Origin of the sequence: Streptomyces sp. NPDC057280 (assembly GCF_042668605.1) — a bacterium.
Taxonomy (GTDB): domain Bacteria; phylum Actinomycetota; class Actinomycetes; order Streptomycetales; family Streptomycetaceae; genus Streptomyces.
Genome location: NZ_JBHUYR010000002.1, coordinates 1177188 through 1189382, shown reverse-complemented (window position 1 = coordinate 1189382; position 12195 = coordinate 1177188). Strand labels below are relative to the sequence as shown.

The window sequence follows — 12195 nt, the reverse complement described above, 5'->3', positions numbered from 1 at the left end:
GGGCTGGTCGCGCAGTTCCCCGCGCCCCTTACGCACCTCACCTTGCCGTCTCTTCACATGTGAGCGTGTGGTGTCTCACACCCCGGCCCGGCGTCTCGTTCCCTCCGGACAAGTGCGAAGATGGGGCTCGGCAGGACAGGGCCCCACCACAGGGCCGAAGAAAGAGCGGCCGGACACCAGCCGCCGACCGGTCACCGCAGACCGGCGTAGGCGCACATGCATGGAGGACGTGACGTGGCGAACGACGCCAGCACCGTTTTCGACCTAGTGATCCTCGGCGGTGGTAGTGGCGGTTACGCCGCGGCCCTGCGCGGGGCGCAGCTGGGCCTGGACGTCGCCCTGATCGAGAAGGACAAGGTCGGCGGCACCTGCCTGCACCGGGGATGCATCCCCACGAAGGCCCTGCTCCACGCGGGCGAGATCGCCGACCAGGCCCGCGAGAGCGAGCAGTTCGGTGTCAAGGCCACCTTCGAGGGCATCGACATCGCCGGGGTCCACAAGTACAAGGACGGTGTCATCTCCGGCCTGTACAAGGGTCTCCAGGGACTTGTCGCCTCCCGGAAGGTGACGTACATCGAGGGTGAGGGGCGGCTCTCCTCCCCGACCTCCGTCGACGTGAACGGCCAGCGCATCCAGGGGCGCCACGTGCTCCTCGCGACCGGCTCCGTGCCGAAGTCGCTGCCGGGCCTGGAGATCGACGGCAACCGCATCATCTCCTCGGACCACGCCCTCGTCCTGGACCGCGTGCCGAAGTCCGCGATCATCCTCGGCGGCGGTGTCATCGGCGTCGAGTTCGCCTCGGCGTGGAAGTCCTTCGGCGCCGACGTCACGGTCATCGAGGGCCTGAAGCACCTCGTCCCGGTCGAGGACGAGAACTCCTCCAAGCTGCTCGAGCGCGCGTTCCGCAAGCGCGGCATCAAGTTCAACCTGGGCACCTTCTTCTCGAAGGCCGAGTACACCGCCGACGGCGTCAAGGTCACCCTGGCCGACGGCAAGGAGTTCGAGGCCGAGGTTCTGCTGGTGGCCGTCGGCCGCGGCCCGGTCTCCGCCGGTCTCGGCTACGAGGAGCAGGGCGTCGCGATGGACCGCGGCTACGTCCTGGTCGACGAGTACATGCGGACGAACGTCCCCACCATCTCCGCCGTCGGTGACCTGGTCCCGACCCTCCAGCTCGCGCACGTCGGCTTCGCCGAGGGCATCCTGGTTGCGGAGCGTCTGGCCGGCCTCAAGGCCGTCCCGATCGACTACGACGGTGTCCCCCGCGTGACCTACTGCCACCCGGAGGTCGCCTCCGTCGGTATCACCGAGGCCAAGGCCAAGGAGATCTACGGTGCGGACAAGGTCGTCGCTCTGAAGTACAACCTGGCGGGCAACGGCAAGAGCAAGATCCTCCAGACCGCGGGCGAGATCAAGCTCGTCCAGGTCAAGGACGGTGCCGTGGTCGGCGTCCACATGGTCGGCGACCGCATGGGCGAGCAGGTCGGCGAGGCCCAGCTGATCTACAACTGGGAGGCGCTGCCGGCCGAGGTCGCCCAGCTCATCCACGCCCACCCGACGCAGAACGAGGCGCTCGGCGAGGCCCACCTGGCGCTGGCCGGCAAGCCGCTGCACGCTCACGACTGACCCTCGGTCGACGAAGCGCACGCGACTCCGCGACTCCGCGACGACACAGACTTCCGCAATTCGTAAGGAGCAACCGAAACCATGGCGGTTTCCGTAACCCTTCCGGCGCTCGGCGAGAGCGTCACCGAGGGCACTGTCACCCGCTGGCTGAAGGCCGAGGGTGAGCGAGTAGAGGCCGACGAGCCGCTGCTCGAGGTGTCGACCGACAAGGTCGACACCGAGATCCCCTCCCCCGTGTCCGGCGTCCTGTCCTCCATCAAGGTCGCCGAGGACGAGACCGTCGAGGTCGGCGCCGAGCTGGCCATCATCGACGACGGCACCGGCGCCCCCGCCGCCGCCCCGGCCCCGGCCGCCGAGCCCGCCCCCGAGCCCGCTGCGGCTCCGGAGCCGGCCGCTGCCGCCCCGTCCACCGAGCAGGCCGCCCCGGCGCCCGCTCCCACCGCCGAGGCCGCCACCGGCGGCGGCAGTGCCGAGGGCACGGACGTCGTCCTGCCCGCGCTCGGCGAGTCCGTCACCGAGGGCACCGTCACCCGCTGGCTGAAGTCGGTCGGCGACTCCGTCGAGGCCGACGAGCCGCTGCTCGAGGTCTCCACGGACAAGGTCGACACCGAGATCCCGGCGCCCACCTCCGGTGTGCTCCTCGAGATCACGGTCGGCGAGGACGAGACCGCCGAGGTCGGCGCCAAGCTCGCCGTCATCGGCGCCCCGGGTGCCGCTCCGGCCGCCGCCGCCCCCGCGGCTCCGGCCGCCCCGGCCCCCGCGCCGGCCGCGCCGGCTCCGGTCGCCCCCGCGGCCCCGGCTCCGGCTCCGGCCGCGACCTCCGGTGACGACGGCGCCTACGTGACCCCGCTGGTGCGCAAGCTCGCCGCCGAGCACGGCGTCGCGCTGGCCTCCGTCAAGGGCACCGGCGTCGGCGGTCGTATCCGCAAGCAGGACGTCATCGCCGCCGCCGAGGCCGCGAAGACCGCCGCTGCTGCCCCGGCTCCGGCCGCCGCAGCCCCGGCCGCCCCCGCCGCCAAGAAGGCGCCGACCCTGGAGGCCTCCCCCCTCCGCGGCCAGACCGTCAAGATGCCCCGCATCCGCAAGGTCATCGGCGACAACATGGTCAAGGCGCTGCACGAGCAGGCGCAGCTGTCCTCGGTCGTCGAGGTCGACGTCACGCGGCTGATGAAGCTGCGCGCCCGTGCCAAGGACGCGTTCGCGGCCCGTGAGGGCGTCAAGCTCTCCCCGATGCCGTTCTTCGTCAAGGCCGCGGCCCAGGCGCTGAAGGCGCACGCGCCGATCAACGCCAAGATCAACGAGGGCGAAGGCACGATCACCTACTTCGACACCGAGAACATCGGTATCGCGGTGGACTCCGAGAAGGGCCTGATGACCCCGGTCATCAAGCACGCGGGCGACCTCAACATCGCCGGCATCGCGAAGGCCACGGCGGAGCTGGCCGGCAAGGTCCGCGCCAACAAGATCACGCCCGACGAGCTGTCCGGCGCGACCTTCACCATCTCCAACACCGGTTCGCGCGGTGCGCTCTTCGACACGATCATCGTGCCGCCGGGCCAGGTCGCGATCCTCGGCATCGGCGCGACGGTCAAGCGTCCCGCCGTGATCGAGACCGAGGAGGGCACGGTCATCGGCGTCCGCGACATGACCTACCTGACCCTCTCCTACGACCACCGTCTGGTGGACGGCGCCGACGCGGCCCGTTACCTGACCGCGGTCAAGGCGATCCTGGAGGCGGGCGAGTTCGAGGTCGAGCTCGGCCTGTAAGGCTCTTCAGTGCCAGTACGGTGCCCCCGTCCGGAGCTTTCCGGGCGGGGGCACCGGCGTTTCAGCGGGGCGTCAGCGTGCGGTCGCTCCAGGCCCACAGGGTCTCGACCCACACGTTCGGGACGTTGAGCCGGGGCGAGTAGGTCAGGTGCCGGGTCCGGTAGGCCTTCAGGACGTCGTAGGTGGCGTCGAGGCAGTCGCGCGAGGTGAGCTCGCCGGTCCTGCGGTCGAAGCCGACGAGGAAGCCGCGGCTCTCGACCGTGCGGATCATCGCCCAGGCCGCGTTCACGTCACTGGTCGAGGACGCGACACAGCGGTAACGGCTGTAGGGGTGCGTCGACTTGCCGGGGTAGTGGGCGTCCCGGGACATGTCGCTGAGCATGCGGTCGTACGACCCCTGCGCGTGCCAGGCGCCGATGTCGCCGCCCGGCGGGGTGTAGAGCTTGTTGGTGGGGTTCTCCACGGCGCCGTAGACCCACTGGTCCGTGCCGGTGACCCGGAAGCCCCAGCCGACGTGGCCGAACTTCTGGGCCCCGTCCGGCTTGACGAAGACGCAGGCGCCGCCGGCCTGGCCGCCGCCCGCCATGTTGGTGATCGCCTCGGTGCTGCCGGGCGTGGCCGCCGCCTTCGCCCGGGGTGCCGTCTGCTGGCAGCCGGTGATGCCGACGATCGCGCCGATCACGGCCGCCGCGGCCGTCCAGCGCAGCGCTCCGCGCCGTCCTCGCTTGTTCATGCCATCCCCCGATGGTGCGAGGGCGCCCCGCACGGGCACCCCATGCCGACCGCGACGGGGAAGCGGCCTGCCGGGGTTCCTCCGGTGACACGGCGGTGACGCCTCCGGGGCCGCTCCGGTACGGGGCTTTACAGGGCGAGTCGGCCTGTGAGCGTGTAAGTCTCGTCTCACCTGCGGGAAAGCGCCCCCGTGCGCCCCTCCCGGAAGCGCTTGCGGCCTTATTGTCTAAACGTCAAACGCCCCCGGGGCCGATGGGCGGCCCCTCTTTAAGGAGCACTCATGACCGCGCCCGTCGTCCACTCGCTGCGCGAACAGATCCGCGAGCACATCGTGGAGGGGATCGTCAGCGGGCGCTGGAAGCCGGGCGAGCGCATCGTCGAGCGTCGGATCGCGACCGAGCTGGAGGTCAGCCAGACGCCGGTGCGGGAGGCGCTGCGCGAGCTGGAGTCCCTGCGGCTGATCGAGTCGGCGCCGAACAAGGGCGTGCGGGTGCGGAACCTGACGGCGGCCGACCTGGAGGAGAGCTACCCGGTCCGGGCCGGTCTGGAGGCGATCGCGGCGGAGCTGGCGGCGGAGCGGCTGGCGAGCGACTGCTCGGCCCTGGAGCCGCATGTCGCCGCGCTGTACGAGGCGGACCGGGAGTCGGACGGCACGGCGCAGGTGCGGCACACGGTGGGGTTCCACCGGGAGATGGTCCGAGCGGCGGGCAACTCGGTGCTGCTGCACACCTGGGAGGGGCTGGGCATCGAGGTGTTCACGGCCCTGTCGATCCGCTGGCTGGGGACGGTGCAGCAGTCGTACGCGGAGGAGCACGAGGAGCTGGTGCAGGCGTTTCGGCGCCGGGATCCGCGTATCGCCGAGCTGGTGAAGGCGCATGTGCTGGGCTGCGCCCCGCGGCATGAGGGGGAGTAGGGCAGCCCACCCAGGGGCGCGGGGAACTGCGCGACCAACCACGACGCACCCGCACCCGCCAACGCACTGACACCCGCACCCCCTACCGCGAAACCACCCGAGCACACCCCCGCTCACCTGCGAAAACCGGCGCCAACACAGGTCACCCCGTGCCACCGCCGGAGGCACCCCGTGCCTACTTTCTCGGTTTCGAGAGGTTTTGCCACTCAACCCTTTGATCGATCATCGATCAGGGAGTTACAGTCGCCGACGGGCCTCCACCGGGGCCCGCCGGGCTTCCACCGAAGCTCAAGCCCTGTCCTGCCAAAGACCAAGGGCACCCCCGAACCCTTACCGATGAGGGAACCCCCTTCGACTGAGGAAGGCGGCGACATGACCGACCCCAACGCCATCCAGCCGAGCGAGCTCGACCAGCTCCCCGACCGGGACCCCGAGGAGACCGCCGAATGGCAGGCCTCCCTGGACGCGGTCGCCAAGGCTGCCGGCCCGCACCGTGCCGCGTACCTGATGCGCCGCACGCTGGAGAGGGCGGAGGGCAACGGCATCGCGCTGCCGAAGCTCCTCGAGACCGACTACGTCAACACCATCCCCACCTCCGCGGAGCCGGGCCTGCCCGGTGACCCGGAGATGGAGGCCCGGATCACCGCCTGGAACCGCTGGAACGCGGCCGCCATGGTGACCCGGGGCAGCAAGTACGGCGTCGGCGGCCACATCGCCACCTTCGCCTCCGCGGCCTGGCTCTACGAGACCGGCTTCAACCACTTCTTCAAGGGCAAGGAAGCCGACGGTTCCGGCGACCAGCTCTACATCCAGGGCCACGCCTCCCCCGGCATCTACGCCCGCGCCTTCCTCGACGGCCGCCTGAACGAGGCGCACCTCGACAACTTCCGCCGCGAGTCCGGCGGCAACGGCCTCCCGTCGTACCCGCACCCGCGCCGCCTGCCCTGGCTGTGGGAGTTCCCGACCGTCTCCATGGGTCTCGGTCCGCTCTCCGCCATCTACCAGGCGCGCTTCAACCGGTACCTCACCAACCGCGGCATCAAGGACGTGTCCGCTTCGCACGTCTGGGCGTTCCTCGGTGACGGCGAGATGGACGAGCCGGAGTCGACGGCGGCCCTCGCACTGGCCTCGCGTGAGGGTCTCGACAACCTCACCTTCGTCATCAACTGCAACCTGCAGCGCCTCGACGGCCCGGTCCGCGCGAACTTCAAGATCGTGCAGGAGCTGGAGGCCCAGTTCCGCGGCGCCGGCTGGAACGTCATCAAGACGCTGTGGGGCTCGGCGTGGGACGAGCTGTTCCAGCTCGACACCACCGGCGCGCTCGTACGCCGGCTGCGCGAGGTACCGGACGCGCAGGTCCAGACGTACCAGACCCGCGACGCCGCCTACATCCGCCAGGACTTCTTCGGCAAGGACCCGGCGCTCGCCGAGATGGCGAAGCTGCTGAGCGACGACAAGATCCTGGAGTGCTTCCACCTCTCCCGCGGTGGCCACGAGGCGCGCAAGGTGTACGCCGCCTACAAGGCCGCCGTCGAGTTCCAGGGCGCCCCGACGGTGATCCTGGCCCAGACGGTCAAGGGCCACACGCTCGGCGAGGGCTTCGCGTCGAAGAACGCCAACCACCAGATGAAGAAGCTGACGGTGGACGAGTTCAAGACGATGCGTGATCTTCTCGAGCTGCCCATCTCGGACAGCGACTTCGTCGACGGTGTCGTGCCCTACGGCCACCCCGGCGCCGACTCCCCCGAGGTGCGCTACCTCCAGGAGCGCCGCGCGGCCCTCGGCGGCCCGGCCCCGGCCCGCCGCACGCACGCGCTCGCCCCGCTGCCCGCCCCCGCCGAGAAGGCCTTCGCCTCCTTCGACAAGGGCTCCGGCTCCCAGAACGTGGCCACCACCATGGCCTTCGTCCGCCTCATCAAGGACCTGGTCCGCGACAAGGAGACGGGCAAGCGCTGGGTGCCGATCGTCCCCGACGAGGCGCGCACCTTCGGTATGGAGAGCCTCTTCCCGTCCCTGGGCATCTACTCGCCCAAGGGCCAGACGTACGAGCCGGTCGACCGCGACCAGCTGATGTACTACAAGGAGGCCAAGAACGGCCAGATCCTCAACGAGGGGATCACCGAGGCCGGTTCGATGGCCGACTTCATCGCCGCGTCCACCGCGTACTCCACGCACGGCGAAGCGATGATCCCGTTCTACATCTTCTACTCGATGTTCGGCTGGCAGCGCACGGCCGACCAGATGTGGCAGCTCGGCGACCAGCTGGGCCGCGGCTTCCTGGTGGGCGCGACGGCCGGTCGTACGACGCTGACGGGTGAGGGTCTCCAGCACGCGGACGGCCACTCGCCGGTCATCGCGGCGACCAACCCCGCGTCCCTGACGTACGACCCGGCGTTCGCGTACGAGGTCGCCACGATCGTCAAGGACGGTCTGCGCCGGATGTACGGCGAGGCGGCCCCGGGTGAGGACCCGAACGTCTTCTACTACCTGACGGTCTACAACGAGCCGCTCCCGCAGCCGGCCAAGCCGTCCGGCCTCGGCATCGACGAGGGCATCGTCAAGGGGCTGTACCGCTTCAACACGGCGGAGTCGGCGGGCCTGAACGCGGCCGCGGCCAACGCCCCGCGCATCCAGCTGCTGGGCTCCGGCACGGCGATCCACTGGGCTCTGAAGGCGCAGCGGCTGCTGGCCGAGGAGTGGGGCGTGGCGGCCGACGTCTGGTCGGCGACGTCCTGGACCGAGCTGCGCCGTGACGCGCTGGAGGCCGACGCGGCCCTGCTGCGCGGCGAGGAGCGGGTGCCGTACGTCCGTCAGGCGCTGCACGGCGCCGAGGGCCCGGTCCTGGCCGTCTCCGACTACATGCGCCAGGTCCCGGACCAGATCGCGCAGTGGGTCGAGCAGGACTGGTCGTCGCTGGGCGCGGACGGCTTCGGCCTCTCCGACACCCGCGAGGCGGCCCGCCGCCACTTCGGTGTCGACGCCGAGTCGATCGTCGTGGCCGCGCTCGCCCAGCTGGCCCGCCGCGGCGAGGTCAAGGCGACGGCGGTGAAGGAAGCGCGCGAGAAGTACGGGCTGTAGCCGCCCGGAGAGTGATGCTCGGTAAGTGACGAGGCCCCCGCTGAGGCGGGGGCCTCGTTGCATGATGGGCCCCATGCGTGCCGCCCGCCTGATCAAGATGGTGCTCCTCCTCCAGTCCCGCCCCTCCATGACCGCCGCCGAGCTCGCCGAGGAGCTGGAGGTGTCGGAGCGGACCGTCACCCGGGACGCGCAGGCGCTGTCCGAGGCGGGGGTGCCGGTGTACGCGGAGCGGGGGCGGGCCGGCGGGTACCGGCTGATCGGCGGGTACCGGACCCGCCTCACGGGCCTGCACCGCGGTGAGGCGGAGGCGCTGTTCCTGTCCGGGCTGCCGGGGGCGCTGCGGGAGATGGGCCTGGAGGACGCGGCCTCGGCGGCCCGGCTGAAGGTGTCGGCGGCGCTGCTGCCCTCCCTGCGGGACGCCTCGCGTTCGGCCGCCCAGCGCTTCCACCTCGATGCCCCGACCTGGTGGAGCGAGCCGAAGACGCCCGAGCTGCTGCCCGCCGTCGCGGACGCGGTGTGGGACGACCGGCGGGTCGTCGCGCGCTACCGCAAGGGCGAGGCGGAGGTGGAGCGGGAGCTGGAGCCGTACGGGCTCGTGCTGAAGGCGGGCGTCTGGTACCTGTGCGCGCGGGTGCCGCAAGCCTCCGGAGCGTTCCGGGTGTACCGGATCGACCGGTTCACGGCGGTGGAGCCCACCGGCGATCGCTTCGACCGCGACGCGGGCTTCGGGCTGCCGGAGTTCTGGGAGGAGCGGGCCGCCCAGTTCGCGCGGGCCATCCTGCGGGCGGAAGTGGTCGTACGGCTGTCCCCGGACGGCGTGCGCGTGCTGCCGCACGTCCTGGACCGGCTCTCCGTGCGGGAGGCGCTGGCGCGGGCCGCGGCGCCGGACGCGGAGGGCTGGGTGACGGTGACCGTGCCCGTGGAGTCCGAGGAGGTGGCGCACTCCCAGCTCGCGAGCCTGGGGCCGGAGGTGGAGGTGCTGGCTCCGGAGAGCCTGCGGGCGCGCTTCGCCGCGGACGCGCAGCGCCTGGGGCGCCTGTACGGGACATAACAATCCGCCGCACTCCACGTGCGCCCCACCCGCGCAGGGCCGATGCTGGACCCGTGATGGACGAGACGGAGTTCTGGGAGCTGGTGGACGCCACCCGCGAGGCCGCCGAGGGCGACCCCGAGGAGCAGGCCGACCTGCTCGTCGACAGACTCCTCCAACTGGACCCGGAGATGGTCCTCGACTTCGCCCGTCACTTCGAGGCCCGCTACAACCGCGCGTACACCTGGGATCTGTGGGGCGCCGCCTGGCTGCTGCTGGACGGGGCCAGCGACGACGCCTTCGACTTCTTCCGCTGCTGGCTGATCGGGCAGGGCCGTGAGGTGTACGAGGGTGCCGTGCACGCCCCCGACTCGCTGGCCGACCTGCTCGGCGACTTCGACGAGGAGATCGACGGGGACGGCGAGGAGCTCGGCTACGCGGCGGACGAGGCGTACGAGCAGCTCACCGGCGTGGTCGCCCCCGACCTCGGCATCCCGCCGGCGCCACCGGAGCCGGCGGGCACACCGCTCGACTTCGAGGACGAGGCGGCGCTCGCGGAGCGGTATCCGAAGCTGTGGGAGCGGTTCAGGGGCTGACGTCCGCGGTGCGCCTGCGCGTGCTGTCCGTCGGGATGTAGGCCTGGGTCTGGTCCGCCTTCAGGACCACGTGGTGCATCGGTGCGGCGTTGGCCTGGTCGAGCGCGGAGGCCGTGACGGCGGCGGGCCCGAGGACGACCGCCACGGCCGCGCAGAGCGCCGCCCAGGGGCCGCGGGACGTCCTGGTGCCGCTGTGACTGCTGTTCATCTTCCCCACCTCCGGTCAGTGCGTGTGCCTCGACGGTAGGGAGGTTGTTTCGGGGTGGCCGTTGAGCCGGCTGCGAGAAGTCTGTGAACGGCCCGGTGTCCGCGCGGCCGGCGGCCCGGTGACCGGCCTCACGGAGCCCGCCCGGAAGGTTCACCTCCGGTCTCTTGACCCGTGACGTGGCACGCGGCGTACCGTGGCCGCCCCCGAACAGGAGCGCCCTGCCCATGACCAGCCCGTACGTGCGGGAGATATCGCGCGAGGAGCATCTCGCCCACCTGCGGCTGCACCCTGACGTCAGTCATCTCCAGATCCCCGAGTGGGGCGATGTGAAGCCCGACTGGCAGGCGGAGAGCGTGGGCTGGTTCGAGGGCGACGTGCTCCTGGCGGCGGCGCTCGTGCTGTACCGGCCGCTGCCCGGGACCCGCCGCTCTCTCGCGTACGTCCCGGAGGGGCCGTCGATCGACTGGCGGTCGCGTCTCGAACCCTGGCTCGATCCGCTGGTCGCGCACGTGGAGAAGCGCGGCGCCTTCTCGCTGCGGATCGGGCCGCCGCTGGTGGTACGGCACTGGGAGCCGGGCACCGTCGCGGCGGGGGTCGCCGACCCGGCGGTACGGCATCTGCGGGAGGTGCCCGCGGACGGGGTGGACGGGTTCGCGCTGGACGCCGGGGCGCGGCTGGAGCGGCTCGGATGGCGGCGGTGCGCGCAGGAAGCGGACGGGTTCGGGCCGGGGCAGCCGCGGTACGGGTGCCGGGTGCCGCTCGCCGGGCGGTCGGTGGACGAGCTGCGCGCGGGCCTCGCGCCGCACTGGGAGCAGGCGCTGCGGACCGCGGAGAGGGCGGGGGTCCGGGTGGGCTGGGGAACGGCGGCCGACCTGCCCGACTTCCACCGCCTCTACGCCGCGACCGCCGCCCACGACGGCTTCAGGGCCCGGCCGCCGGACTACTTCCGGGGCCTGTGGAAGGCGCTCAACGCCCTGGACGACGACCAGGTGCGGCTGTATCTCGCCGAGTACGACGGGGTCGTGCTGTCCGCCGCGCTGATGATCAACGTCGGGTCGAGGAGCTGGCACTCGTACGCCGCCTCCGGGCGTCAGGGGCGTCAGCTCCGGCCCAGCAGCGCCCTGCTGTGGCGGATGCTCAACGACGCGCGGGCGGCGGGTGCCCAGACGTACGACCTGCGGTCCGTCACGCCGGTGCTGACCGAGAACAAGCTGCTGGGGCGGCTGCTGTTCAAGACCGGGGCCGGTGGGCGGGTCGTGGAGTACCTCGGCGAGTGGGAGCGGCCGGTGGGCAGCCAGGGGGCCGTCCTACAGCGAGCGGTGCGGGTCTGGCTCGGGCGTCGGTGACGGGGTGCGCCTGCCCTGGAGGCGGGCCGCCTCGTTCCTGATGGCGGGGAGTTCGGCCGTGAGGGCGGCGCCGGGGCAGCTGGTCATGTAGCCCTCGTTGTGGCCGGCGACGGCCGGGAGCGCGGCGGTGGTGCCGGTGGGGTAGCGGCTGTAGCTGTTGCTCGACCGGAGCGTGACCCGCGCGCGCGGGTCGACGTCCGCCAGGCCCAGTTTCCAGGCCGCCAGGGCGGCGATCGCGTGCGCCATAGCCGCCGGGACCCGGACCCCCGCCGTGAAGGTGCCGAGGGCGGCGATGCCGCTGGTGCGGTGGTTGAAGCCCTGGGTGTGGGCGCCGGTGACCGGGCGGTCGACGCCGCCCGCGCGGCCCTCGTAGATCGTGCCGCAGCGGTCGACGAGGAAGTTGTAGCCGATGTCGTCCCAGTCCCGGACGCCGGTCTGGCCGGCCGCGAGATAGCGGATGATGCGGGGCGCGTCCGCGCAGTCGTAGTCGTTGGGCGAGTCGGTGTGGTGGATGAAGACGGCGACGACCTTGTCGTCGTAGCGCGCGGGGGGCGGGGTCCGGGCGACGCTGTTCGCCTCCCCCGTGCCCGTCGCCCACACCGAGCGCGGCACGATGTGCGGCCTCGGCGCGTGGTGCGAGGCGGCCGGGCGGGCCGCGAGGGCGCGCCCGGAACGGGCCTCGGCACGGCGTTCGACGCCGGTCGCGCACAGGACCAGGGCCACCACGGCCGCGAGGCCGGGCAGGCAGGACAGCAGGAGCAGCGCGCGGCGGCTTCGCCACGGCGGCCCGGTCCGTATTCGGACCGGTCGGCGGCCTCTTCGCATCCCCCGTGCTCTTCGGACACGCATGGTCCCACTCTCGGCCCGATCCGCCGCGCCCGCGATGTGTGGTGTGCCACCCG

10 protein-coding genes are annotated in these 12195 nt (G+C 71.9%); 7 read left to right on the top strand and 3 right to left on the bottom strand.

Going from position 1 to position 12195, the window contains the following annotated elements:
- The first annotated feature begins 234 nt into the window (after positions 1 to 234).
- Complete coding sequence (lpdA, locus tag ACFUO4_RS15910) at positions 235 to 1623, top strand: dihydrolipoyl dehydrogenase (RefSeq protein WP_059191323.1); 1389 nt, start codon at positions 235 to 237, stop codon at positions 1621 to 1623.
- 81 nt (positions 1624 to 1704) lie between these two features.
- Positions 1705 to 3390, top strand: coding sequence for a 2-oxoglutarate dehydrogenase, E2 component, dihydrolipoamide succinyltransferase (gene sucB, locus ACFUO4_RS15905; RefSeq protein ID WP_383484670.1), 1686 nt, complete (start codon positions 1705 to 1707; stop codon positions 3388 to 3390).
- Positions 3391 to 3451: 61 nt separating this feature from the next.
- On the opposite strand, the gene ACFUO4_RS15900 is transcribed toward sucB, so the two are convergent.
- The gene (locus ACFUO4_RS15900; protein WP_383484667.1) at positions 3452 to 4123 is read right to left on the bottom strand and encodes a hypothetical protein; all 672 of its coding nucleotides are present in this window, start codon (positions 4121 to 4123) and stop codon (positions 3452 to 3454) included.
- A 279-nt stretch (positions 4124 to 4402) separates the two neighbouring features.
- On the opposite strand from ACFUO4_RS15900, the gene ACFUO4_RS15895 reads away from it, so the two are divergent.
- The 4 genes from ACFUO4_RS15895 to ACFUO4_RS15880 all read left to right on the top strand — a co-directional run bounded on the left by ACFUO4_RS15895 (position 4403) and on the right by ACFUO4_RS15880 (position 9739).
- Positions 4403 to 5035, top strand: a complete 633-nt coding sequence (locus ACFUO4_RS15895; RefSeq protein ID WP_079311920.1) for a GntR family transcriptional regulator — start codon at positions 4403 to 4405, stop codon at positions 5033 to 5035.
- Positions 5036 to 5407: 372 nt separating this feature from the next.
- Positions 5408 to 8113, top strand: a complete 2706-nt coding sequence (gene aceE, locus ACFUO4_RS15890; protein WP_383484663.1) for a pyruvate dehydrogenase (acetyl-transferring), homodimeric type — start codon at positions 5408 to 5410, stop codon at positions 8111 to 8113.
- A gap of 73 nt (positions 8114 to 8186) precedes the next feature.
- The gene (locus ACFUO4_RS15885; protein WP_383484660.1) at positions 8187 to 9164 is read left to right on the top strand and encodes a helix-turn-helix transcriptional regulator; all 978 of its coding nucleotides are present in this window, start codon (positions 8187 to 8189) and stop codon (positions 9162 to 9164) included.
- A gap of 56 nt (positions 9165 to 9220) precedes the next feature.
- Positions 9221 to 9739, top strand: a complete 519-nt coding sequence (locus ACFUO4_RS15880; protein ID WP_079311918.1) for a DUF4240 domain-containing protein — start codon at positions 9221 to 9223, stop codon at positions 9737 to 9739.
- Here the strand turns inward: ACFUO4_RS15880 and ACFUO4_RS15875 are convergent.
- Positions 9729 to 9947 (bottom strand): hypothetical protein, encoded by a 219-nt coding sequence (locus tag ACFUO4_RS15875; protein ID WP_079311927.1) that lies wholly within the window; start codon positions 9945 to 9947, stop codon positions 9729 to 9731. The two genes, ACFUO4_RS15880 and ACFUO4_RS15875, sit on opposite strands and share 11 nt — an antisense overlap.
- A 224-nt stretch (positions 9948 to 10171) precedes the next feature.
- Between ACFUO4_RS15875 and ACFUO4_RS15870 the strand changes: the two genes are divergently transcribed.
- A complete protein-coding gene (locus ACFUO4_RS15870; RefSeq protein WP_383484657.1) occupies positions 10172 to 11293 on the top strand; it encodes a lipid II:glycine glycyltransferase FemX in 1122 nt (373 codons plus the stop codon).
- On the opposite strand, the gene ACFUO4_RS15865 is transcribed toward ACFUO4_RS15870, so the two are convergent.
- Entirely contained in the window at positions 11255 to 12118 is an 864-nt protein-coding gene (locus ACFUO4_RS15865; protein WP_383484654.1) for a peptidoglycan recognition protein, read from the bottom strand. The genes ACFUO4_RS15870 and ACFUO4_RS15865 overlap by 39 nt on opposite strands.
- Between the last annotated feature and the right edge of the window lie 77 nt (positions 12119 to 12195).

Coding starts and splice junctions, on each gene's coding strand:
- sucB (WP_383484670.1), top strand. CDS start 1,705: ATGGCGGTTTCCGTAACCCTTCCGGCGCTCGGCGAGAGCGTCACCGAG.
- ACFUO4_RS15900 (WP_383484667.1), bottom strand. CDS start 4,123: ATGAACAAGCGAGGACGGCGCGGAGCGCTGCGCTGGACGGCCGCGGCG.
- ACFUO4_RS15895 (WP_079311920.1), top strand. CDS start 4,403: ATGACCGCGCCCGTCGTCCACTCGCTGCGCGAACAGATCCGCGAGCAC.
- aceE (WP_383484663.1), top strand. CDS start 5,408: ATGACCGACCCCAACGCCATCCAGCCGAGCGAGCTCGACCAGCTCCCC.
- ACFUO4_RS15885 (WP_383484660.1), top strand. CDS start 8,187: ATGCGTGCCGCCCGCCTGATCAAGATGGTGCTCCTCCTCCAGTCCCGC.
- ACFUO4_RS15880 (WP_079311918.1), top strand. CDS start 9,221: ATGGACGAGACGGAGTTCTGGGAGCTGGTGGACGCCACCCGCGAGGCC.
- ACFUO4_RS15875 (WP_079311927.1), bottom strand. CDS start 9,947: ATGAACAGCAGTCACAGCGGCACCAGGACGTCCCGCGGCCCCTGGGCG.
- ACFUO4_RS15870 (WP_383484657.1), top strand. CDS start 10,172: ATGACCAGCCCGTACGTGCGGGAGATATCGCGCGAGGAGCATCTCGCC.
- ACFUO4_RS15865 (WP_383484654.1), bottom strand. CDS start 12,118: ATGCGAAGAGGCCGCCGACCGGTCCGAATACGGACCGGGCCGCCGTGG.